This window comes from Pontibacter actiniarum (assembly GCF_003585765.1).
GTDB classification, from domain to species: Bacteria; Bacteroidota; Bacteroidia; order Cytophagales; family Hymenobacteraceae; genus Pontibacter; species Pontibacter actiniarum.
On record NZ_CP021235.1, the window covers coordinates 3,040,216 to 3,062,871 of the forward strand.

17 protein-coding genes and 1 tRNA gene are annotated in these 22,656 nt (G+C 55.7%); 8 read left to right on the forward strand and 10 right to left on the reverse strand.

Annotated features, from left to right (window positions below):
• Positions 1-45: 45 nt before the first annotated feature.
• Both CA264_RS13095 and CA264_RS13100 read left to right on the forward strand, forming a co-directional pair.
• The gene (locus CA264_RS13095; protein ID WP_025607784.1) at positions 46-1,392 is read left to right on the forward strand and encodes a TolC family protein; all 1,347 of its coding nucleotides are present in this window, start codon (positions 46-48) and stop codon (positions 1,390-1,392) included.
• A 101-nt stretch (positions 1,393-1,493) separates the two neighbouring features.
• Positions 1,494-2,771 (forward strand): MgtC/SapB family protein, encoded by a 1,278-nt coding sequence (locus CA264_RS13100; RefSeq protein WP_025607785.1) that lies wholly within the window; start codon positions 1,494-1,496, stop codon positions 2,769-2,771.
• A 328-nt stretch (positions 2,772-3,099) separates the two neighbouring features.
• Here the strand turns inward: CA264_RS13100 and CA264_RS13105 are convergent, their stop codons facing one another.
• The 6 genes from CA264_RS13105 to mltG form a co-directional block, all read right to left on the reverse strand.
• Positions 3,100-5,238: a glycoside hydrolase family 97 protein gene (locus CA264_RS13105; RefSeq protein ID WP_428829218.1), complete on the reverse strand. Its 2,139-nt coding sequence runs from the start codon at positions 5,236-5,238 to the stop codon at positions 3,100-3,102.
• Between the two features lie 388 nt (positions 5,239-5,626).
• Positions 5,627-5,711 (reverse strand) — tRNA-Ser (locus tag CA264_RS13110).
• A 117-nt stretch (positions 5,712-5,828) separates the two neighbouring features.
• Positions 5,829-7,667 (reverse strand): DUF4153 domain-containing protein, encoded by a 1,839-nt coding sequence (locus CA264_RS13115; protein WP_157593701.1) that lies wholly within the window; start codon positions 7,665-7,667, stop codon positions 5,829-5,831.
• Positions 7,668-7,757: 90 nt separating this feature from the next.
• A complete protein-coding gene (locus tag CA264_RS13120) occupies positions 7,758-8,729 on the reverse strand; it encodes a YihY/virulence factor BrkB family protein (protein WP_025607788.1) in 972 nt (323 codons plus the stop codon).
• Positions 8,729-9,139 (reverse strand): acyl-CoA thioesterase, encoded by a 411-nt coding sequence (locus tag CA264_RS13125; RefSeq protein WP_025607790.1) that lies wholly within the window; start codon positions 9,137-9,139, stop codon positions 8,729-8,731. The genes CA264_RS13120 and CA264_RS13125 overlap by 1 nt, the downstream gene beginning before the upstream one ends.
• A gap of 151 nt (positions 9,140-9,290) precedes the next feature.
• Positions 9,291-10,340 carry an endolytic transglycosylase MltG gene (gene mltG, locus CA264_RS13130; RefSeq protein ID WP_036776669.1) on the reverse strand — a complete coding sequence of 350 codons (1,050 nt, stop codon included), beginning with the start codon at positions 10,338-10,340 and terminating at the stop codon, positions 9,291-9,293.
• 397 nt (positions 10,341-10,737) lie between these two features.
• On the opposite strand from mltG, the gene CA264_RS13135 reads away from it, so the two are divergent.
• The 3 genes from CA264_RS13135 (at position 10,738) to CA264_RS13145 (ending at position 14,405) form a co-directional block, all read left to right on the forward strand.
• Positions 10,738-12,297, forward strand: a complete 1,560-nt coding sequence (locus CA264_RS13135) for an acyl-CoA carboxylase subunit beta (RefSeq protein ID WP_025607793.1) — start codon at positions 10,738-10,740, stop codon at positions 12,295-12,297.
• A gap of 92 nt (positions 12,298-12,389) precedes the next feature.
• Entirely contained in the window at positions 12,390-13,460 is a 1,071-nt protein-coding gene (locus tag CA264_RS13140; RefSeq protein WP_025607794.1) for a M42 family metallopeptidase, read from the forward strand.
• A 171-nt stretch (positions 13,461-13,631) separates the two neighbouring features.
• Positions 13,632-14,405: a helical backbone metal receptor gene (locus CA264_RS13145; protein ID WP_025607795.1), complete on the forward strand. Its 774-nt coding sequence runs from the start codon at positions 13,632-13,634 to the stop codon at positions 14,403-14,405.
• Positions 14,406-15,348: 943 nt separating this feature from the next.
• Here CA264_RS13145 and CA264_RS13150 read toward each other — a convergent pair.
• The 3 genes from CA264_RS13150 to CA264_RS13160 all read right to left on the reverse strand — a co-directional run bounded on the left by CA264_RS13150 (position 15,349) and on the right by CA264_RS13160 (position 18,838).
• Complete coding sequence (locus CA264_RS13150; protein WP_025607797.1) at positions 15,349-16,581, reverse strand: 3-phosphoshikimate 1-carboxyvinyltransferase; 1,233 nt, start codon at positions 16,579-16,581, stop codon at positions 15,349-15,351.
• Positions 16,578-17,615 (reverse strand): 3-dehydroquinate synthase, encoded by a 1,038-nt coding sequence (gene aroB, locus CA264_RS13155; protein WP_025607798.1) that lies wholly within the window; start codon positions 17,613-17,615, stop codon positions 16,578-16,580. Before aroB ends, CA264_RS13150 begins: the two co-directional genes overlap by 4 nt.
• A 134-nt stretch (positions 17,616-17,749) precedes the next feature.
• A complete protein-coding gene (locus CA264_RS13160) occupies positions 17,750-18,838 on the reverse strand; it encodes a bifunctional 3-deoxy-7-phosphoheptulonate synthase/chorismate mutase type II (RefSeq protein ID WP_025607799.1) in 1,089 nt (362 codons plus the stop codon).
• 280 nt (positions 18,839-19,118) lie between these two features.
• Between CA264_RS13160 and CA264_RS13165 the strand changes: the two genes are divergently transcribed.
• Positions 19,119-20,306 (forward strand): proline dehydrogenase family protein, encoded by a 1,188-nt coding sequence (locus CA264_RS13165; RefSeq protein WP_025607801.1) that lies wholly within the window; start codon positions 19,119-19,121, stop codon positions 20,304-20,306.
• Between the two features lie 163 nt (positions 20,307-20,469).
• Here CA264_RS13165 and CA264_RS13170 read toward each other — a convergent pair whose 3' ends face one another.
• Entirely contained in the window at positions 20,470-20,709 is a 240-nt protein-coding gene (locus tag CA264_RS13170) for a hypothetical protein (RefSeq protein WP_025607802.1), read from the reverse strand.
• A gap of 100 nt (positions 20,710-20,809) precedes the next feature.
• On the opposite strand from CA264_RS13170, the gene CA264_RS13175 reads away from it, so the two are divergent.
• Both CA264_RS13175 and CA264_RS13180 read left to right on the forward strand, forming a co-directional pair.
• Positions 20,810-21,382: an RNA polymerase sigma factor gene (locus CA264_RS13175; RefSeq protein ID WP_025607804.1), complete on the forward strand. Its 573-nt coding sequence runs from the start codon at positions 20,810-20,812 to the stop codon at positions 21,380-21,382.
• 44 nt (positions 21,383-21,426) lie between these two features.
• Positions 21,427-22,515, forward strand: coding sequence for a S1C family serine protease (locus CA264_RS13180; RefSeq protein ID WP_025607805.1), 1,089 nt, complete (start codon positions 21,427-21,429; stop codon positions 22,513-22,515).
• Positions 22,516-22,656 lie beyond the last annotated feature (141 nt).

The window sequence follows — 22,656 nt, forward strand, 5'->3', positions numbered from 1 at the left end:
CAACACTAGCCAAGACCTCTAACCTCATTGGAAATAGCATCATTCATGTCTCCATTAAAGATCGCCGCGCTGCTGTTAGCTGTAGCAGCGCTGTTTGCACCCCAGGCAGCCCATAGCCAGGAACTCCTAACACTTCAGGAAGCGGTCAGCCTTGGGCTGCAAAAGAACTACAGCATCCGCATTGCCGCCACACAGGACGATATAGACGCAAACAATGCCACATTGGGCAACGCCGGCTTTCTGCCGACGGTAACCGGCCGCGCCTCCCGCGACTTTACGGACTTTAACACCCGCAACCAGTTTGAGAGCGAGACGCCCCGCGAGATAGATCACTCCAAGACCAACACCACCGCCGCCAGTGTTGCGCTGGCCTGGACGGTTTTTGACGGTGGCCGCATGTTTATTGAGTACGACCGCCTGCAGGCCATCGAACGGTCCGGGCAGCTACTGACCAAAACCACCATAGAGAACACCATCGCCGATATCTCGGACGCCTATTACAATGTGGTGCGGCAGGCCCGCAAGATACAGTCGCTGGAGGACGCTATTGCCATTTCGGAGCAGCGCGTGGCGATAACGCAGGAGCAGTACAACGTAGGCGTGAGTGCCAAAGTGGAAATACTGCGCGCCCAGGTAGATTACAACGCTGACCGGTCGGAGCTGCTGCGCCAGCTGGAGGTGCTGCAGAACGCCAAGATTAACCTAAACCAGCTGCTTGGCCGCGACCCCGGCATCAACTTCACCCCGGCCGACTCTATTGAGGTGGACCGGCAGATCGCGTACGATGGCGGCCAGGCCAACCTCCTGAATGAGAACCCCAGCCTGCAGCGCCTGCAGGTGCAGCGCGAGATAGCCCTGAACGAGTTACAGCTGGCAAGGGCGCAGCGCTACCCAAGCATCGGCTTTTCGGGCAGCTACGGCTATAACAGATCACTTCAGGACCCTGTAATCTACGGTAACATCCAGGGCACCAACGAGAGCCGACGCTACGGCTTTAACTATGGTCTGACCCTTTCTCTACCTATTTTCAACGGCTTCAACATCAACCGCCAGGTACAGAACGCACGGGTAAACATAGAATTGAACGAACTGCAGTTTGCCCAGGAGCAGAACAGGCTGGCGGCAGAGCTGGCCCGCGCCTACAGCCAGTACACCAACCGCCTGGAGCTGCTACAGCTGGAAGAGGACAACGTAAAGCTGGCAGAGCAAAACGCCGAAATCGCCCTGGAGCGCTACCGCCTGGGCCTGCTTACGGCCATCGAACTGCGCGAGGCGCAGCGGAATGAGCTGGTGGCCCAGAACCGCCTCATCGATATTAAGTATGAAGCCAAAGCGGCGGAAGTAGAGATAAAGCGCCTGACCAGTTCGCTGCTGCAGGATGAGCAGCTCTAGGCCCGCCGCCTAAGAACGGCACCGTATGCAAGTATAAAAGTATAGCCACGGTTATACTTTTATACTTTTAGCCCTATCTTCGGCTCCGATAAAGCAACAGTATGGAGCCAGAACTCTTTCAAATACTCGGGATTTCGCTTGGGTTAGGATTGCTCGTGGGCCTGCAGCGGCAGCATGAGCAGTCTGAGCTGGCAGGCATCCGCACTTTCCCGCTCATCAGCATTTTCGGCACCATCTCCGGCCTGTTGGCGCAGGACTTTGGCGGCTGGGTAATAGCCATGGGGCTTGCCAGCCTAACTGCCCTTGTGGTTGCGGCCAACTACATGCGCGTTAAAGCACCCCATGTGGACGTTGGCCTGACAACCGAAGCAGCGGCCTTGCTCATGTATGCCGTGGGTGCTTACCTGGTGCTCGGCGATAAAACAGTGGCCGTGGTTGTAGGCGCCACGGCGGCCGTGCTGCTGCACCTAAAGGACACCCTGCACAGCTTTGTCAGGCGGATCGGAGAAAAGGACCTGAAGGCCATCATGCAGTTTGTGGTTATCTCGCTCGTAATCCTGCCGGTGCTCCCTGACCAGGCTTACGGCCCCTACGACGTTCTGAACCCCCACAACATCTGGCTGATGGTCGTGCTGATTGTGGGCATTGGCCTGCTGGGCTACTTTGCCTACAAGATTTTCGGGCAGAAATCGGGGACGCTGCTCGGCGGCATACTTGGCGGCCTGATTTCCAGCACGGCAACCACGGTAACGTATGCCCGCCGCACCAGTGATGACCAACACACGAGCTCCAAACTGGCAGCTATCGTGATTTTTATAGCCTCGGCTGTCTCCGTTGCCCGTGTTATAGTAGAGGTGGCCGTGGTAGCGTCGGGTACCCTGCCCACGGTAGCGCCTCCCCTGGCCGCAGTGTTTCTGTTTATGCTCGTGCTGGGCGGGGGCATGTACCTCTTTAAGGGAGACAACGCAGACCAGATGCCTGAGCAGGGAAACCCGGCGCAACTCAAAACAGCGTTGGTGTTCGGCGCCATATACGCTGCCGTGCTGCTGGCCACTGCTTTTGCCAAAGATTACCTGGGCGACAGCGGCCTCTACATTGTCGCCGTAATTTCGGGGCTTACTGATGTGGATGCCATCACCCTTTCTACTGCGCGGCTGATGAGCACAGATAATGTGGGGCTAGACAGCGGCTGGCGCATCATACTTATCGCGGCCCTGTCTAACCTGACTTTTAAGGCCGGGCTGGTCGGCGTACTTGGCAGCCGCTCTGTGTTTGGCAAAGTGGCCCTGCTTTTCGGGGCTGTGCTGGCCTTCGGCATGTTGGTGCTTTGGCTGTGGCCAGAGAACTTTACTTTGCTGGAGGATCTCCTGGCAGTGTAAGCCAACTTCAGCACTTGCCTTCCACAGCCCCCGAACCTTATCAGGGAAGGAACATTTGGGTTAGAGTTGGCTCCCCGGCCCTATGCCTCCACCAGTCGGTGCGCTGCATCCAACAGCACCATCCCCTACCGTCCACCACCCGGTGTGCCCTGGTCGAAGCTGACAGTATATTTCCCCTGTAGCTTGCTTACACAAAGAAGCCTAGAGATAATAGTTGCTGATATCAGCGGCGGACAGAACCTGAAAGCACTAGCACTACAGCCAAAAAAAGAAGGCCCGGTGCATGGGATGCACCGGGCCTTCTTTTTGAATCAGCAGTTCGGAGGGGCTACAGCTTTCGGAGCCCTTTCATGTCCTGCTTGCTGCCTTCTTTTATACTTACAGCCACGCCGCCGCCTGGCGCCAGCGGCTGCTTCAGTACGCTTTTAGAGTTAACAAGCACCTTGCGAACAGTGTATTGCTGCGGGTTCTTGTTCCAGCTGGCGTCTTTCGCATCGGCATAAATGGTGGCGATGTAGTTTTTGCCTTTCGGCAGGTAATCAAACGCAACGGTGGCTGTGCGCGCGTTTTCATCGGTAATGCCGCCTACATACCACTCATTTTTCCCTTTGGCTTTACGGGCGATGGTTACATAGTCGCCGGGCTCTGCTTCCTGCACATAGGTATCGTCCCAGTCTACCGCTACATCTTTAATGAACTGGAAGGCATCCGGGAAGCGCTTATAGTTCTCCGGCAGGTCTGCTGCCATCTGCAGCGGGCTGTACATGGTTACGTAGTATGCCAGTTGCTTCACCAGGGTAGTATTTACGCGCTGGTTGCCTGTGCCATAGTAAGAAAGGTCCGTCTGGAAGATGCCGGGTGTATAGTCCATCGGGCCGCCCATCAGGCGCGTGAACGGCAGGATCGTCGCATGCTCCGGGGCAAGGCCTCCCATTGCCTCAAACTCAGTGCCGCGGGCAGACTCCTGTGCGATCCAGTTCGGGTAGGTGCGGTGCAAGCCCGTTGGGCGAACGGCCTCGTGGCTGTTCACCATAACCTTGTAGTCTGCAGCCGTCTCGGCAACGTGTATGTAATGGTTCACCATCCACTGGCTGTCATGGTGCTCCCCACGCGGAATGATTTTGCCCACGTACCCTGTCTTAACAGAGTTGTAGCCGTTATCCTGCATAAACTGGAACGCTTTGTCGAGGCGGCGCTCATAGTTGGTGGCGGAGCCCGAGGTTTCGTGGTGCATCATCACCTTCACGCCCTTGGAGGCGGCATAGCGCTGCAGTTCCTTCACATCAAAGTCAGGGTACGGCGTGGTAAAGTCGAACACCTCCTCTTTCCAGTTGCCGAACCAGTCTTCCCAGCCCACATTCCATCCTTCCACCAGCACGGCGTCAAAGCCATTCTCGGCGGCAAAATCAATGTGTTTCTTTACGTTTTCAGTGGTAGCGCCGTGGCGGCCGTTTGGTGTTAGCTTCGAGGGGTCGTCGCCCAGCTTTACGTTTGTCTCTGTGCCATAGGCCCAGGTGCTTTTACCGGCTACAAAGTACTCCCACCACACGCCAATGTACTTCACCGGCTTGATCCATGACACGTCCTTGTAGGCGGTTGGCTCGTTCAGGTTCAGGATGAGGTTAGAGGCAAGTATGTCCGTGGCTTTATCGCTTACCACCACAGTGCGCCACGGGGTTTGGGCGTCGGTCTGCATGTAGCCTTTGTTTCCTACCGCGTCCGGCACCAGGTGCGCGCTCATCTTATAGTTATCGGCATCCAGGTTCAGGTTCATGGCCGGGTAGTTGACCAGAGCCGCTTCGTGGATGTTGATGTACAGTCCATCATCCGACTTCATCATGGAGGGCGTTTGCACCGCCAGTGTCTCTATCGGCTGCTGGGCATGCACGTCAATCGTCGCCTTCTCGATCAGCTGCGGTACCTCAGAGATCTTAGACGTAGTGTAGGCATATTCATTGGTATCGTAGTCGCCCGGAATCCAGAATATCTTGTGATCGCCTGCCAGGTTAAACTCCGTGTTTTCTTCTTTGATCACAAAGTAATTCAGCTCCTGCTGCTTCGGAAACTCATAGCGGAAGCCCAGCCCATCGTTAAACAAGCGAAAGCGAACACGGATGTGGCGGCCTTTCTGCTCTTCCTGACGGAGCGTAACCAGCAGCTCGTTGTAGTTGTTGCGGATGGTCTTCTGCTCCCCCCAAACCGGGTTCCAGCTATCATCCACAGAAGTCTGCTTGGTATCTGCCACCGTAAAGCCATCCACGAAAGAGGGCACATCCTGTGTTTGAATGCCTAACCTGCTCTGTTTGATAACCGGCTTCTTCTTATAGCTTAGCTGGTAGGTTGGCACACCGCCTTCCGTCAGCTTAAAGGTTAAAGTCAGGTTTTTATCCGGAGAGGTGATAACCTGCGCTTTTACCAGCACGGTAAACGTGCACAGGAACATGAGCAGTGCCAGCCTGCGCATCATTTGCCTGTGCAGGGACGTGGCTTTTACTGTTGGTTGTAATCTCATTCTATAGTTGTTGTTTGTTATGTTACAGGCTTCGCGCTGACGCTAGCTGTAGAAGGCAGAGGCGAGAAACCCGCCTCAGAAGGCAAATTACACTAAAATAACGACTTTTCTGAGGCAAAGGCGATAACGATGTCGGAACACTAACACTGATAAGCGCCTCCGCCCACATCAGCATCAAGCACTAAGACCTTACTTTCAGAAACTTAGGAGCTGCCTGTAAGCGAAGCAGCCGGAAGACAGGCTGGCCACAGCATTTTTAGGAGCGCAGGCCCTTTTACCTTCGGGAAAGGCAAGAGGAAAACCTGTAAAACAAAAAAGCCCAGGCTGTGTAGCCTGGGCTTTGCAGAGAGTGAGGGATTCGAACCCCCGGACCTGTTACAGTCAACGGTTTTCAAGACCGCCGCGTTCGACCACTCCGCCAACTCTCTGTCTTATTTCGTGTACAAAAGTAGAGGCTTTGTTTGATATTACCAAATCACCGCCCTAAAAAATTTATACCATACATGCTCCAACCGCATCAACAAACTGGTAATCAACCAGAAAAATTATTCAGGCAGCTGCACAAAAACACTTGCCCCCACACTTTGGATGTAGTAGCGGTCCTTCCTGTAGCCGCTAAGCTCCTCGATGGCTACTTTCAGCTGGACCTGCTCCCCCTGCACGACAAAGGTCATGTCGGCGGGCTTTACCTGCTCCTGCTGCCCTCGCGCCAGCTTCTGAACAACCGGGAGCAGGTCCAGCTTTAGGGTCTCCTGCTCAAACCGGAAGTACACAGTAGTTGCGTCTTCATCCATTGATACCAACAGGGGTGCTCCTCCCAGCGTATACTCCCTCCTTTCGCTGCCCCCTTCTACGTTCCTCAGGTGGAACTGCAGAGCATACGCGTACCCCTGGATGTCGTGTACAGCCTCGCCAGCCCCCGGTGGCTGCGAATCGAAATAGAAGTACGTTTCTCCTGCACGTGGACTCCCCGGCGTATACGCCAGCCCCATTAAGTCCAGCACCTTGCCGCGGGCGGCAAAGTTTCGTTGCCAACGGTTGTCCAGAGAGTCTGTTGCCGCAGCTATACTATCCTGCAGGCTTCCATTAAACCACGGCTGCAGCGCTTCGAACCCGTGGCGGCGGGCCAGGTAGTCGGCGATGGAGCTCACCTCCTGCTCCACCTCCTCGCTTACCGGCGGGTGCTGTTGCTGCACTTTTCCGCCTACCAGCACCCCGTTTTCCTGCAGGAGGGCCTCCAGCCTGTTTACCTGGCTCCACTCCGACACCCGAAAGGCGTTGACAGGCCCAAAAGCCGCCAAAACAGCCACGATACTCAAGGTAACAGGTATAAACTTGATGTTCTTCTGCCGGCTGAACAGGAAGTACAGCGCCGTGGCGAGCAGCCATAAGGCCAGCGCTGCCACAATGTACCGCCCTTCTGTAACGCCATACTCCGACACCCGTCGCCAAATGGCCAGCATCAACAGGATAATGAGCGGGAAAAGGGCACGGTAAAACCACCGGGCAAAGGTGCGCATCCAGGTGTTGCCCTCCTCGTTCCGGATGGGATGTATCAGGAGCAGCGACAGGATACCGGCAATGGAAAAGCACAGCACCAGCACCGACACCCACCCCTCCGGCCACGCCCACTGTACTATAATCTTCCCGAAGTAAGCGTAAAGGATGAGCAGGTACAAGCTTACCAGCGGCAGGAGCACAAACTGCGTGAATACCTTCAGGCCTTTCGGGTATTGGTGCGTTTGCTCCAGCTCCCGCACATTGGCAGGCACCCCGGCCAGGAAAAACCAGGTGTTAAACACGCCCACCATAAAAAGCCACAGCTGCGCATAAAACTCCCCGTCCACCTCCACAGCGAAAAGCTCCTCCATGGCCAGCACGGCCACCACCAGCCCCAGGAACAGCACCCCCGTATAGAGGGCAGACGTTAAGAGGCGCAGAAACAGCGTTTTGTTAAACTGCCAGAAAGCATTTTCCTCGCGCCTGTTCAGGAACATGGCGTAGGAGGCCGCCAGGTGCAGCGCCAGGGCCAGCATCAGGTAACGCAGCCAGTGCCTGTCTTCGAGCTCCGGGGGAAGGAAGTAAAAGTACAGCCCAAGCAGTAGCAGCCCTGCCAGTTGCAGCAGCAGCCGCCATTGCAGCGCCAGTTTATACTTGCGAACCAGCAGCTCCAGGGTAAAGAACAGGATCAGGCCCAGCGAGCTCACCAGCATCAGCTTTTCGAGGTACAGGGAGCGCTGGCGCTGCTCAAAGCTCAGCTCCGCCAGGGTAACGCCTGCCGCCGTGCCGGTGACAGCAGCGAGCAGCACCAGCGGGTAAGCCAGCAGCGTAGTTACCGCCCCGCGCCAGAGCTGCTGCAGTGAGATCTGTTTAAATAGGCCCATACCGTCGTTCTGTAGCTTATGCAGCACCACCCGGCACTGCGCCAGGCCAAGTTAAGGATAAAACGGGAACGGCACAGCGCCGGGCTGTACTTAGGGGGCGCTCAGGACTTTGCCTGAGTGTGTGGTAGGGGTGCGCACCAGCCGCTTGGTGACGGTATCGATGCTGACGTTGATCTCGAACCCAAGTATAAGAATCATGGAAACGAAGTCAAGCCAGATCATCAAACCGATCAGGGCCCCGATGGAGCCGTAGAACTTGTTGTAGGTATCGAAGGCGCTGATGTAGAGGGAGAAGCCCATCGACACCAGGAAGATAAGCCCGGTAGCCACCACGGCACCTGCCGAGAAGAACGGCCACTTGTCCTCTATGGCCGGCACAAAGTAGTAGATAAGCGACGTTGCCAGGAGGAACAGCAGCACGATGGCGATGTACTTCAGAATCACCAGCAAGGTATAGGTATAGCTCTCCGTTACCACCTCGTAAAACACCAGCACATCCAGAATCCACTGGCCAAAGAAAATAGCCGCCACCGCCGTGAGCAGAATCATGCTCAGCACCACGGTCAGCACTGTGGCGATTGCCCGCTTGCGCAGGTAACTGCGCTTGTAAAAGGTATGGTACTTCTTGTCAAAGGCATCCATCAGCGACATAATGCCGTTGGTGGAGAGCACCAGCGCGAACAGGAAACCGAAGGAGAGCAACCCGCCGCGCGGCTTGTTTACGATATCCTCGATGGTGGAGTAGGCCGCCGTGTACATCTCCTCGGGCATAAAGTCGGCCAAAAAGTCGAGGATACTCTCGCCCAGGTCCAGCGACAGAATGCTGGGTATGTAGGGGATGAGCGTAAAGAGGAAGATGATGGTCGGGAAGGTAGCCAGCGTGAAGTTGAAGGCCATGTAGGAGGCGCGCTTGGTAATGGAGTCCAGGCGCAGTTCCCCTATCAGCACATCGGCAACATCATACACCGAAGACCTGCCGTCGTTAAAGCGCCATCGCTTCAGGAAAACGATGAACTTACGGTAGGCGCGGCGGCGCTTCAGGTATTGCTGGTTAAGCCTCATTAATTAAAATACTCGTCCAACTTACTGTGTATGAGCGCAGGCACCTCAGTTGGGCGGCCGGTCTTCATATCGACGAACACCATGATGGTCTCGCCAATCGTCAGCAGCGTTTCCGCCTCGTTGTACACCTCATACTCAAACTTTATACGCGAGCCGTGCGGCTTGCTTTTTAGCAGCAGCTTGATCGTCAGCAGGTCGTCGTACTTGGCCGGGCGGATAAATTTGCTTTTCAGCTCCAGCACCGGCATCATGGTCCCTGTCGCTTCCAGCTCTTTATATGCAATGCCCAAACGGCGGAACACCTCGGTGCGCGTCACCTCGTAGTAGGCGGCGTAGTTTCCGTGGTACACATAGCCCATTTGGTCGGTTTCAGCGTATCGGACGCGTATTTGTACTTCTGATTCAAACATTGTAGTTGTGGTTGCTGCTTATTAACTGTTGCGCATACGGCACATGTGCCTTTCCGGCAATTGCCACAAAGTATAAAATTGGGCACAGAGGTGCAAGCATCTACGGCTGGATCATGCTGCCGGTTTGCGGCCAGCACCGATCAGCAGGCGCTTACTTTAAGATGTTCCGCTCATTCAGCGCGCGGTGGAAACGCCTGGCATTTGCCCGGTGCTCCGCCTCGGTAGCGGCAAAGGCGTGGTAACCGGAGAAGTCCTCCTTCGCACAGAAGTAGATGTAGCTGTGGTCTTCCGGGTTCAGGACGGCGTCGATGCTGGAGATGACCGGCACGTTGATCGGGCCCGGTGGCAGGCCCTTGTACCTGTAGGTATTGTAAGGAGAATCGTAGGCCAGGTGCTTGTTCAGCACGCGGCGGATGGAGAAGTCGCGCACGGCGAACACCACCGTCGGGTCAGCCTGCAGCAGCATCCCCTTCTCCAGGCGGTTCAGGTACACCCCGGCCACACGCGGCTTTTCATCGTTCTTCAGCGTCTCGGCCTGCACGATAGAGGCCAGCGTGGACACCTGCTGCTGCGTCAGGCCCAGCTTCTCGGCTTTGGCCTTCCGCTCCGGCGTCCAGAACTTGTCGTACTCTGTTTTCATTCGCTTCATCAGGTCCGGCGCCGTGGTGGTCCAGTACACCTCGTAGGTGTTCGGGATAAACATGCTCACGATGTTGGTCGTGTCGAAGCCCAGTGTCTGCAGGTACTCCTGGTTGTTGAGCAGGCTATCCAGCTCCTGCTCGCTTGCCTCCAGCTCGGTGGCCAGTTTGGCGGCCAGCTGGCTGCGCAGGCGCACATTGCTGAAAGTCAGGTTAAGCGGCGTTTGCTCGCCCAGGCGCAGTGTCCCGATCAGTTGGCGGTTGCCCCAGCCGTTCTCCAGCTTGTAGCGGCCGGGCTTCACGAGCTTGTCATAGTCCATCAGCTTCGACATAAAGCGCAGCGACAGCCTGTCTATGATGGCGCCGCTGGCCTCCACGGAGTCCATGGCCTGCTCGTAGGTGGCACCTGTCGGGATGAGCACGTATACTTCCTGGCCCTTGGTATCCACATTCGGCGTGTAGATAATCTGGTAAGCGTAGTAGGAGAAGCTTACAAACAGGAACAGAAACAGCGCCGCCAAGGCTGGCTTCAGCATGCTTTTCTCTTTCCGTTTTCTTTTCATGGTGGTGTTATTCACTTCTTTGGCCATAGTGTAAGTAAAAGGCCCGGAGCATAGTTATGGTTCCGCACCCATTTATTCTGGCTCCAAAATTAACACATCCGCAGCTAATTAAGAATGAGAGCGTGAGAAACTTAGTAGAGGCACCCCTGCCTGTTGCGCCAAAACGGCGCGTGCGTGTAAAAAAGCACACTTTCGCCCCGCCGTTACTTTGCTTTGGCACCCGCGGGCCGCAGCGGCAGGCCGCCCAGGAAACCTGCCCGTGGCGGTGCGGCGGCAAAATGGCGCTCCGCGATCACCTATATATCCAAAAAATTATACAACCGTACCGGATTTAGCGGCAGAGTTTTTAAATTTGAGGAAACTAACAATAGAACCTTATACTTTTTTATACCAACACATGGCAGGAGAAATCAGAGAGGCCCAAATAGAAACGCTGGAGCGCAAGAACGCTGAGGCGCTGCTTGGAGGCGGACAAGACCGCATTGAGGCACAGCACAAAAAAGGAAAACTGACAGCACGGGAGCGTATCCACCTGTTAATGGACGAAGGCTCCTTTGAGGAGATAGGTAAGTTTGTGATGCACCGCTCCAAGGATTTCGGCCTGGACAAGCAGTACTTCCTGGGCGACGGCGTGGTGACCGGCTACGGCACCATCAACGGCCGCCTGGTGTATGTTTTCTCCCAGGACTTCACGGTGCTGGGCGGCTCCCTGTCTGAGACCCACGCCGAAAAGATCGTAAAGATCATGGAGCTGGCCATGAAAAACGGCGCCCCGGTTATCGGCCTGAACGACTCGGGCGGTGCCCGTATCCAGGAAGGCGTGGTGTCACTGGGCGGCTATGCCGATATTTTCTACCGCAACACCCTGGCCTCCGGCGTTATCCCGCAGATTTCGGCCATCATGGGCCCTTGCGCAGGCGGCGCGGTATACTCCCCGGCCATCACTGACTTTATCATGATGGTGCAGGACACCTCGTATATGTTCGTGACCGGCCCGAACGTGGTAAAAACCGTGACGCACGAGAACGTTACCTCCGAGGAACTGGGCGGTGCCAGCACCCACAGCACTAAGAGCGGTGTGACCCACTTCTCCTGCGCCAACGAGGTGGAGTGCATCAACTACATCAAAACACTGCTGAGCTACATTCCGCAGAACTGCGAGGAGCTGCCGCCCTCACTGCCGTACGAGCCGCAGGCAGATGAAACACGTGAGGTGCTCGACACCATCGTGCCGGAGAACCCGAACCAGCCCTACGACATCCGCGAGGTAATTGAGGGCATCATCGACGCCGACTCCTTCTTCGAGGTGCACAAGAACTTCGGGGAGAACATTGTGGTGGGTTTTGCCCGCCTGGGAGGCCGCAGCATTGGTATTGTAGGCAACCAGCCTGCCGTGCTTGCCGGGGTACTGGACATTAACGCCAGCACCAAGGCGGCTCGATTTGTGCGCTTCTGCGACAGCTTTAACGTACCGCTGCTGGTACTGGAGGACGTGCCGGGCTTCCTGCCGGGCACCGACCAGGAGTGGCGCGGCATCATCACCAACGGAGCCAAACTGCTTTACGCTTTCTGCGAAGCCACCGTGCCGCGTATCACAGTGATTACGCGCAAGGCCTACGGCGGCGCCTACGACGTGATGAACTCCAAGCACATCGGGGCCGACATGAACTTTGCCTGGCCAACGGCCGAGATTGCCGTAATGGGCGCACAGGGTGCCGCTGAGATCATCTTTAAGCGCGAGATTGCCGCCGCCGAAGACCCGGAGGCAAAGCTGGCAGAGAAGGTGCAGGAGTACAAAGAGAAGTTCGCCACGCCGTACCGCGCTGCCCACCGTGGCTTCATCGACGAGGTGATTATGCCGTCAGAAACCAGGGCCAAGCTGATCAAGGCCTTTAAGATGCTGGAGAACAAGGCGGTAACGCTGCCTCGTAAAAAGCACGGCAACATTCCGCTGTAAACTTACATAAACTATACTTGTGGCCAGTGCCAAGGGGGGAGAACCGTGGCACTGGCTTACTTGATCCTAACCACACCAACACCTGAAAACCCATGAGACAAGAATCCTTTGACTTCCTGCAGAAATACCTGAACAACTCCTCTCCTACCGGCTTTGAGGTAGAAGGCCAGAAACTGTGGCTGGAGTACATCAAACCATACATTGATGAGTATTTTGTGGACACCTACGGCACTGTTGTAGGCGTTGTGAACCCGCAGGCAGAGTATAAAGTAGTGATTGAGGCGCACGCCGACGAGATCAGCTGGTTTGTGAACTACATCACACCGGAGGGATACATTTACCTGAAGCGCAACGGCGGCTCGGATGCCCTCATCGCCCCTTCCAAGCGCGTGAACATCCACACCAGCAAAGGCATTGTTAAGGCAGTGTTCGGCTGGCCGGCCATTCACGTGCGCAAGGTGGAGAACGACAAAGCCCCTACCCTGGACACGGTGTTCCTGGACTGCGGCGCCAGCAACCGCGAGGAAGTAGAGGCCATGGGTGTGCATGTGGGCTCTGTAACCACCTTCGAGGACGAGTTCATGGTGCTCAACGACAGGTACTATGTGGGCCGCGCCCTGGATAACCGCATCGGTGGCTTCATGATCGCCGAGGTGGCGCGCATGCTGAAGGAGAACGGCAACCAGCTGCCATTCGGCCTGTACATCGTAAACTCCGTGCAGGAGGAAATTGGCCTGCGCGGCGCCGAGATGATCGCCCACCGCATCAAGCCGGATGTTGCCATCGTGACGGACGTAACGCACGACACGCAGTCGCCGATGTACGACAAGAAGAACAGCGGCGACATCCACTGCGGCAAAGGCCCTGTGATTGCCTACGGTCCGGCGGTGCAGAACAATGTGCGCGACCTCATCATCCGCACCGCGCAGGAGAAGGAGATCCCGTTCCAGCGTTCGGCTGTTTCACGTGCCACCGGCACCGATACCGACGCCTTCGCTTACTCTAACGCCGGCGTGGCCTCAGCCCTGATCTCGCTTCCGCTCAAGTACATGCACACCACGGTAGAAACCGTGCACAAGGACGACGTGGAGAATGTGATCAAGATGATTTACGAAACCGTACTCAAGATTCAGGACAAGCAGGACTTCCGCTACCTGAGCTAAGATTTCACTTTTAGCCGAGTAAATAAACCTCACAATGCCACTCCAGGCTTGTGAGGTTTTGTTTTTTGTGCCGTACCCCTTACCTTAAAAGGTGCGCTGCCAGGTTCGCTACCTGCGTTCGCCATGTCTAATACTTAACTCATTGTTGCTCTAGTGACCTACACCGATCAAATGGGCCATCAGCTCATGCTGCCGCAACCGCCGCAGCGCATTGTCTCTTTAGTGCCCTCCCAAACTGAGCTTTTGTTTGACCTGGGCTTAGCCGACCGTGTGGTGGGCGTAACGAAGTTTTGCATCCATCCCCGCGAGCAGGTAAAGCAGAAGGTGAAGACCGGAGGCACCAAGAACTTTAACTTTGACAGAATTGACGAACTGCAGCCTGACCTGATTATCGGCAACAAGGAGGAGAACTACAAAGCGGGCATTGAGCAGCTCCAGCAGAAGTACCCGGTTTGGATGAGCGATATCTATACTTTAGCGGATGCTCTGGAGATGCTGCAGCAACTGGGGAAGCTAACCGGCACCGAGGCCAGGGCGGCGGCACTGGAGCAAGGTATAGAGTCGGGGTTTGCACAGCTGCGGCCGGTGCAGCCAGGTATAAAAACAGCTTACTTTATCTGGCGCAAGCCTTACATGGCCGTGGGTAGCCACAACATCATTGACCATATACTTGGGCGATGCGGCTTTGTAAATGCTTTTGCCCACCGGCAACGCTACCCAGAGGTAACGCCGGATGAGCTGCAGCAGGCAAGTCCGCAGCTTATCCTTTTATCCTCGGAGCCTTACCCTTTCAAAGAAAAGCACATGGCCGAATTCCAGGAGCTGTGCCCGCAGGCAAGTATAAAAGTGGTGGATGGCGAGATGTTCAGCTGGTACGGCAGCAGGCTCTTACACGCACCCGCGTACCTGCAGCAGGTAATAGATGAAGTGCAGGAAGCCTTGTAAGCAAGCTGCACACAAGGTATGTAATTTGTGGCTGCTGCTTTTCAACCTTCCCCAGCCCCTTCCGAGAGAGATAAATTTATAGTTGTCAGTTTAGAAGTATAAGCCCTTCAGGCTTGACTGTTCAGATGTATATTTCCTCTGCTCCTTTTTCTTGTGGAGGAACCCCGATTCCGAGCTCCTCGGAGGAGGATAACTCTGCTGATACCATTCCACAAGTATAGTTTTTAAAGCGAGCGGTATCGCGCGGCCAGGTCACGCCCTGTCCCTACAAAGCTGTTGGAGAAGCTAAGGCAGCTTTGGCTATCTGCACTAATCCCACTCCTTGGGTTGAGCGCCTTGTGCCTGTTGCGGTGCCCGCAAGGGCAGCCCGCAGCGGAGCTAATAGAGGGCCCCTACCCCTGGAGCAGCTTCAGGCACACAGCGCGATGCCCTTATCGAGGGCCGCTACCCTTAGGACGAGGCCCCGCGGCCGTGAGCGCTCCAAAGCAAGAGGTGAAACGATAGGCGTGTGGGAGCTGGAGGATGAACGGGAGCTAGACAGAGTAGCTTGGTTGAGATTGTAGAAAGTAATGGGTATGCAAGTATAACTGTAGCAAGTGTAGCCAACGCTGAACAGGTATGGCTCTGCAAGCCAGTCGAGTTGCAAACTCGACATCATTTTAAAGCACGAGTTACAAACTCGCGCCAGCAGGGGCCAGCAGGGGAATTTAAGTATAAGCAAAGGCAGTCAGAGGCACAAGCGGACGCTTGCGCCAGGGAAGTAGATGGTTCAGCCTTTGGTAAACAGCAGGTATAAGTATGGCTTTGCAAGCCTATTGAGTCACAGACTCAATAGTATAGTAAGACACAAGTCTGAAGACTTGCGCCAGAGGGGGCAGGTAGAGCCCAATTGAATCCAGAAGCAACTAAAAAGCAGGCAGGAACAAAACCTGCCCCTCCTTCCTTACTCCTGCTGCATAACAACCTCAAAACCTACTTTCCCCAGGTCCTCCCAGTACCTTGGGTATGACTTGCGCACCACACTTGGCTCCTGTATCTCCACAGGCTCCAGCAGGGCGAGCGGCGCAAAGGCCATTGCCATGCGGTGGTCCTGGTACGTGCGGAAACTCAGCTGCTCTTTGTGCAGTATACCCGGCTCCAGGTGAAATACACCTGGCGAGATCTCCTGCAGCGATGAGTTCATACTTAGCACCTCAATCTGCAGCGCCTGAATGCGGTCCGTTTCTTTGATGCGAAGGCTTTCCAGGCCTGTCATGTCCAGGTGAATACCCAGGCCGGCGCAAAGCGCCACCACCGTCTGCGCCAAATCCGGGCAGTCGGAGAAGTCAAGCGACAGGTGCCGCTCGTGCTCTTTCTTCAGCAGCCTTACGCCCTCACCGGTAAACTCCGTATACACGCCCAGGCGGTACATGATGTCGACAACAGCGCGGTCGCCCTGGAAGGACTGCTCCTTCAGGCCCAGCAGCGTAATATCCGCCTCCTTAGACAGGGCCACCAGGCTGTACCAGTAGCTGGCCGCCGACCAGTCAGACTCCACCGTAAACGCTGCGGATGTATACTGCTGCGGCTTTACTGTAATCGTGTTTTCGGTAAAATCGGCCGACACCCCAAAGTGCTGCATCAGCGAAAGCGTCATCTCGATATAAGGCCTTGAACCGATTTTGCCTTCCAGCTCCAGCTCCAGCCCCTCCGGCAGCAGGGGCGCCACCATCAGCAAAGCCGAGATGTACTGGCTGCTGATGTCGCTACGCACTTTCAGCTGCTTTTTGCCACTCCCACTGAACTTCCCGATTTTTAGGGGCGGGTATCCTTCCTCCCCCAGGTACTCTATACTTGCACCAAGCTCCTGAAGCGCCTCTACCAGCACCTTAATGGGCCGCTGGCACATACGCTCTGTTCCCGTCAGTGTCTTCTGCTGCCCCGTAATGGCATAGAAAGCCGTCAGGAAACGCATGACCGTACCGGCATCTTCGGCGTCTATCGTCTCAGCGTCGCTTTTCAGCAAGCGCTGCAGCAGCTGTGTGTCGTTGGCCTCGGATAGGTTGTGCAGCTGCGACTCCTGCCCTGACAGTGCCGCAATAATCAGGGCACGGTTCGCTTCGCTCTTGGAGGCAGGCAGTTTTATACTTCCGTTCAGTACTCCGGACGGGTGGCTCAGGGTGAGGCTTTGGCTCATAGTAAGGTGTAGTAGCGTAAGGATTCAATAATTTCCTGCACGGTGATTGGCTGGTCGTACACGGCTTTGCCGATGCCGCTCAGCAGGGTGCAGTTAATGGTAGACTTGGTGTTTTTCTTGTCCTGCAGGGCAAGCTGGGCGATGTGCTGGATATCCTGCTCTGCCAGCGTTGCTTTCTCGTAAACCGACACCAGAAAGGTCTCGATCCGGCTCAGCTCCTGCTCTGATAGTAGCCCGTGCTTTTTGCTGATCCAGGCTTCGCAGAGCATGCCCACGGCCACGGCCTCGCCATGCAGCAGGGCGCGCTCCTGCTGCTCCAGCAGGTAACTCTCCACCGCATGGCCCACGGTGTGGCCAAAGTTCAGCACCTTGCGCAGGCCGCCCTCCAGCGGGTCAGCCTCCACCACGCCGGACTTTATGTTTACCGAATGGCGGATCAGCCCCTCCCAGTCCTCTGTAAACAAGCCGATATGGCGCTGCTCCATAAACATGTCCTTATCGGCTATCAGCCAGTGCTTGATAATCTCGGCATAGCCGGACTTCAGCTCCCGCTGCGGCAGGGTCTGCAGAAAGGCAGGGTCGATAAACACCGCCTGCGGCTCCTGGTACACCCCAATATGGTTCTTAAGCCCGTGGAAGTCGATGCCGGTTTTACCGCCCACGCTCGCATCTACCTGTGCCAGCAACGTGGTGGGCACCTGTACAAAGAAAATCCCGCGCTTAAAGACCGCCGCACAAAAACCGCCCATATCACCGATGACGCCCCCGCCAAGGTTCACCAGCACCGACCAGCGGTCCAGGTTTAGCTCCGTCATGCGTTGCCAGATATGCTCGCAGGTTTGCAGCGTTTTGTTTGCTTCGCCACTTTTTACCTGAATTAAGTCGTGCTCCGGCAGGTGCCGCTTCAGTTGCGGATAGCAGTGGTGCAGCGTGTTTTCGTCCACCAGCACCGCCACCCTGCTAAACGCACGGTTCTTTAGCAGCTCCGGCAGCTCCTGCAGCGCATCCCGGCCTATATGTATGGTCTCAGTCATGTCAGTTCGATAGGCAGAGCAGGCTAGCATCAATAAACCTGGCTACCAAAAAGTTAGGTTATCTCCGGTTGCTTCGCGAGGCAAAGATGGAATGCTTCGGCTACCCGGCAAGCAACAATTTAGCAATTCAGCCATTAAATCCCATCCAGAACCTTTGTTTGTTTGCGGATCGATTCCACGTGGATCAGTTTGTAGAGCTCTTCCACAAAAGCGGGGTTAACGCCGGCCTCTTCGGCCCACTCGGGGCGGCTCCGGAAAATCTCCTTCCAGCGCTCCAGCTGCAGCACCTGCACGTTGTTCTGCTTTTTATACTCCCCGATCTGCTCTACCAGGGCCATGCGCCGGGCCAGCGCCGCGATAATCTCATGGTCGGCGGCGTCTATCTGCAGACGCAGCTCCTCGGCGCGGTTTACCAGCTCGGCATCATCGTAGGTGCTCTTACGCACCTGCAGCTGGCCTATAATCTCCGCCAGCCGCGCCGGCGTTACCTGCTGGGCCGCATCGCTCAGGGCCTGCTCCGGGGTCGGGTGCGTTTCGATCATCACACCGTCGTACCCTAAATCCAGCCCCTTCTGCGACACCGGGAAAACAAGGTCGCGCCGCCCCCCGATGTGGCTTGGGTCCACGATCACCGGTAGGCCCTGGTAGCGGGCCTTCAGCTCAATGGGGATCTGCCAGAGCGGCACGTTTCTGTACTTGGTCTGCTGGTATGAGGAGAAACCGCGGTGTATGGCCGCCAGGTCTGTGATGCCCGCATGGTAAAAGCGCTCAATGGCCCCGATCCACAGCGCCAGGTCCGGGTTTACGGGGTTCTTCACCATCACCGGCACCTGCACCCCCTGCAAGGCATCGGCAATCTCCTGCACGGCAAAGGGGTTTACGGTAGTGCGCGCGCCGATCCACAGCACATCAATCTCCTGCTTCAGCGCCTCCTCCACGTGCCGGGCGGTGGCCACCTCGGTCGTTACTTTCAGGCCCAGCTCGCGCTTCACCCGGTTCAGCCACGCCAGCCCCTGCGAGCCAACGCCCTCAAAACTGCCGGGGCGCGTGCGCGGCTTCCAGATGCCTGCCCGGAACAAGTGTACGCCCTGCTGTTTCAGCGCCTCCGCCGTTTGCATCACCTGCGCCTCGGTTTCGGCACTGCACGGCCCGGCAATGACCAGTGGGTGCCCCTGCCCCGCCTGCAGCGCTGTAAAAAAGGAATGTGGGTTATTAAACTTCATCAATTGCATTTGTTGTTACAAAGGTAGCCTATGTGGCGGTAAAAGGTAGCAGGCGGCGTGTAAAAATAGCCGGCAGAGGCTACTTTAGCCCCTCCCGCAACACCGCAGCGGCAGCCTGGTATATCCAGCCCAACCTGCTTACTGCCACCACCCTATACAAACAGCCAGGTAGCGGCAGGAGTTTGCAGAATCCCAAAGTATAAAATAAGTAAAAGCAGTCGCTCCAAATGGTTGCGTCCTATAACCGAAGCACTATCTTTGCACCGCTAATACTACTTACATGAACCCGATTACTAAAGTCTCTTTCGACGACACAGCGGTCGCTTTTTCATCAAAATCAGACGCTGAGTTATATAAGATGTACCTGCTGTTTAAGTCTATGAACAGCAACATGTTTGTGAAGGCTGGCGGGGCCCTGCTGAACACCGCGCTGAAGCTCCACATGCCTGTCAAGTTTATCATCAAGCCGACCATTTTTAACCACTTCTGCGGCGGTGAGACGATTGAAGAGTCGGAGCGCGCCATACAGGAGCTGGCCAAGTATAACATCGGCACCATCCTAGACTACTCTGTGGAGGGCGAGGGCGATGAGAAAAGCTTCGATGCCACCCGCGACGAGCTGCTGCACGCCATTGAGAAGGCGCACGGCAACAAGAACATCCCTTTCTCGGTGTTTAAGATCACCGGTCTGATCGACATCAACCTGCTGGAGAAAGTGCAGAAGCGGCAGGAGCTTTCGGTAGAGGAGCGCGCGGCCTACGAGCGCGGCCGCGACCGCGTAAACGAGATCTGCAAGCGCTGTTACCAGCGCGATGTGCGCGTGTTTATCGATGCCGAGGAGAGCTGGATTCAGGAAACCATCGACAACCTGACCTATGAGATGATGGAGCTCTATAACAAGGAGAAAGCCAACATCTACAATACCTACCAGCTGTACCGCCACGACCGCCTCGATGTGATCAAGCGCGACTATGAGAACGCCATAAAGGGCGGCTACTACCTCGGGGCCAAGCTGGTGCGGGGCGCTTACATGGAAAAAGAGCGCAGACGCGCGCAGGCCGAAGGGTACGAAAGCCCCATCAACCCCACCAAGCAAGCCTCTGACGAGCTCTTCGACAACGCCCTGCGCTTCTGCACGGCACACGTAGACCGCCTTTCTTTCTGCAACGGCACCCACAACGAGGACAGCTGCTACCTGCTGATGGAGCTGATGGACGAGCACAACATCGCCCCGAACGACCCGCGGGTATACTTCGCGCAGCTCTACGGCATGAGCGACAACCTGTCGTACAACCTGGCCCACGCAGGTTACAACGTGGCCAAGTATGTGCCTTACGGGCCGGTGGAGGCGGTGATGCCTTACCTGCTGCGCCGCGCCAACGAGAACACGGCCATTGCCGGGCAGAGCAGCCGCGAGTTCAGCCTTATCCAAAAAGAGATAGAGCGGCGCAAGAAGAAGAAGCACTAAACCAAGCACCATAAACGAGAAGGCCAGCTGATGAAGCTGGCCTTCTCGTTCTGCTACGCGCTAAGCCGCAGCTGGTATAAAAACAGCGGGGCCTCGCGCATTTGCACGAGGCCCCGCTGTGTGTTTCAGAACTATAAGCTAAAAGCTGTAGTTCTAGCTATGATTACTCAACTACAGTAGCAGAGTCAGTAGCAACAGCAGCAGAATCTTCTACTACTACTTCTTCCTCAACAACTGGAGTTTCTTCTACAACTTCAGTTTCGATAGCTTCAGTCTCAGTAGCAGCTTCTTCGTTGTTGCAAGCTGTGAAAGAAGTAAGAGCAAGAGCTACGATAGCGAATTTGAATAAATTTTTCATTTTGTGTTTGTGATTAAGTGTTTTGGTTTCGATTTTGATCTTCATACCGGAATCGAGGATAGGTAACCCAGGTATCTAAAAGTTTTTAAAATTATTTTTTCGGTGGGTTACAAAATGCCCCCAAACGTATTAAAATTTGACTGGAATGAAGAAGAGTTTGTATGAGACGGATGAGGCGATCATAGAAGGCATCCGGCGCAGCGACGACAGGGCGCTGGCCCACCTGTACAAACTTTATTTCCCGATGATAGCTCATTTTATTTTGAGTAACAGCGGAACCGATGACGAGGCCAAAGACATTTACCAGGAAGGCGTGATTGTGTTCTACGAGAAGATAAAGGATGGCAGCCTGGAGCTGAGCTGCCAGATCAAAACCTACCTGTACTCGGTGTGCAGGAGGCTCTGGCTGAAACGCCTGGCCGAAAAGGGCCGCTACGCCACCAAGCTGGATGAGACAGATAGCTTCGTACCCGTTGACGAAGACACACAGCACCACGAAGAGCAGGAACGCCAGTTCGGGGTGATGGGTGACGCGCTGGCACAGCTCGGGGAGCCGTGCCGGAGCCTGATTGAAGATTACTACATACGCATGCAGAACATGCAGGACATTACCGAGAAGTTTGGCTACACCAACACCGACACAGCCAAGAACCAGAAGTACAAGTGCCTGCAGCGCCTGAAGAAAATATTTTTTGCCACCTATAAGCCTGAGGTATAACAAGGCTATGATATGAAGGCCCGCCGGCCGAGGAGAAGACACCAATGCTAGAGTACCGCGCTTACGACGAGATAGAACGCTACCTGAACGGAGAAATGGCCGCAGAGGAAAAGGCTGCCTTTGAAGCGCTGCTGCGCCACGACGCCCGCTTGGCCGAGCAGGTGCGGGAGCACCGGCAACTGCTGCAGACCATGAAAAAGCTTGGGCAGCGCCAGCAGTTACGCCAGCAGCTCAACATCATCCACAGCCAGATAGACGCTGCGCAGCAGACCGCTGCCACGCCTGCCGGCTGGAAGGTGTTCTGGAACCGCCACAGGCAAACCGTGGCCGTGGCCGCCAGCGTGTCCCTGCTGTCGGTGTTCGGCACCCTCTGGAGCGTGCAGCAGCTAAAGGCCCCGGTGCGCCAGCAAACGGCCCACTATGTGGAGCTGCGCCGTGAGGTGGAGCGCCTGAAAAAGACGCAGACCGCGATCATCAACGGCATTAACGACGCCAGCAAGCCTGCTCCGCGCCCTGCGGCGTTCAGCGGCACCGGCTTTGCCATCTCCTCCGACGGCTACCTGGTAACCAGCTCCCACGTGGTGGAGGGCGCCGACTCCATTATGGTGGAAAACAAGGCCGGCCTCAAGTATAAAGTGAGCGAGGTGTACCGCGACGAGATTCACGACCTGTCTATCCTGAAGGTAACCGAGCAGAACTTCGATGGCTTCGGTAAGCTGCCGTATACCTTTAAAGTCGCCGAGTCAGACCTGGGCGAGCGGGTGTTCACCCTAGGCTATCCGCGCGAGGACATCGTGTTCGGCGAGGGCTCCCTGAGCTCCTCCTCCGGCTTTGAAGGCGACACCACCGCCTACCAGATCTCTATTCCGCTTAACCCGGGCAACAGCGGCGGCCCGCTGCTCGACGACAAGGGCAACCTCATCGGCGTGATCAGCGGTAAGCAGGCGGGGCAGGAAGGCGCAGCCTTTGCCATCAAATCTGCGTATTTACTACAACTCATAGATGAACTCCCTGCCACAGGAAAGGTGGATCCGTTGACGCTTCCAAAAAATAATGCACTTTCCGGTCAGTCACGCCCTCAGCAATTAAAAAAGCTGAAGGAGTATGTTTTTGTGGTGAAGGTTTACAACTAATTAGCAAGCCTACGTAACCTTTAAGTGTACCTTGCTTCCTCCTGTTCCTGCAGGTGGATTGGCAGCGCCGTAACTCAACATTTTTAGCAGAAATCAGTTAAATAGACTAGTTGAATCTATTACTCAAGTATTTGAGCAACT

Excerpts from the sequence above, each read along its gene's own strand:
- CA264_RS13145 (WP_025607795.1), top strand. The coding sequence starts at position 13,632 with ATGGGCCATCAGCTCATGCTGCCGCAACCGCCGCAGCGCATTGTCTCT.
- CA264_RS13125 (WP_025607790.1), bottom strand. The coding sequence starts at position 9,139 with ATGTTTGAATCAGAAGTACAAATACGCGTCCGATACGCTGAAACCGAC.
- CA264_RS13105 (WP_428829218.1), bottom strand. The coding sequence starts at position 5,238 with ATGATGCGCAGGCTGGCACTGCTCATGTTCCTGTGCACGTTTACCGTG.
- aroB (WP_025607798.1), bottom strand. The coding sequence starts at position 17,615 with ATGACTGAGACCATACATATAGGCCGGGATGCGCTGCAGGAGCTGCCG.
- mltG (WP_036776669.1), bottom strand. The coding sequence starts at position 10,340 with ATGAAAAGAAAACGGAAAGAGAAAAGCATGCTGAAGCCAGCCTTGGCG.
- CA264_RS13100 (WP_025607785.1), top strand. The coding sequence starts at position 1,494 with ATGGAGCCAGAACTCTTTCAAATACTCGGGATTTCGCTTGGGTTAGGA.
- CA264_RS13175 (WP_025607804.1), top strand. The coding sequence starts at position 20,810 with ATGAAGAAGAGTTTGTATGAGACGGATGAGGCGATCATAGAAGGCATC.
- CA264_RS13160 (WP_025607799.1), bottom strand. The coding sequence starts at position 18,838 with ATGAAGTTTAATAACCCACATTCCTTTTTTACAGCGCTGCAGGCGGGG.
- CA264_RS13115 (WP_157593701.1), bottom strand. The coding sequence starts at position 7,667 with ATGGGCCTATTTAAACAGATCTCACTGCAGCAGCTCTGGCGCGGGGCG.
- CA264_RS13135 (WP_025607793.1), top strand. The coding sequence starts at position 10,738 with ATGGCAGGAGAAATCAGAGAGGCCCAAATAGAAACGCTGGAGCGCAAG.
- CA264_RS13150 (WP_025607797.1), bottom strand. The coding sequence starts at position 16,581 with ATGAGCCAAAGCCTCACCCTGAGCCACCCGTCCGGAGTACTGAACGGA.
- CA264_RS13095 (WP_025607784.1), top strand. The coding sequence starts at position 46 with ATGTCTCCATTAAAGATCGCCGCGCTGCTGTTAGCTGTAGCAGCGCTG.
- CA264_RS13120 (WP_025607788.1), bottom strand. The coding sequence starts at position 8,729 with ATGAGGCTTAACCAGCAATACCTGAAGCGCCGCCGCGCCTACCGTAAG.
- CA264_RS13170 (WP_025607802.1), bottom strand. The coding sequence starts at position 20,709 with ATGAAGATCAAAATCGAAACCAAAACACTTAATCACAAACACAAAATG.
- CA264_RS13140 (WP_025607794.1), top strand. The coding sequence starts at position 12,390 with ATGAGACAAGAATCCTTTGACTTCCTGCAGAAATACCTGAACAACTCC.
- CA264_RS13180 (WP_025607805.1), top strand. The coding sequence starts at position 21,427 with ATGCTAGAGTACCGCGCTTACGACGAGATAGAACGCTACCTGAACGGA.
- CA264_RS13165 (WP_025607801.1), top strand. The coding sequence starts at position 19,119 with ATGAACCCGATTACTAAAGTCTCTTTCGACGACACAGCGGTCGCTTTT.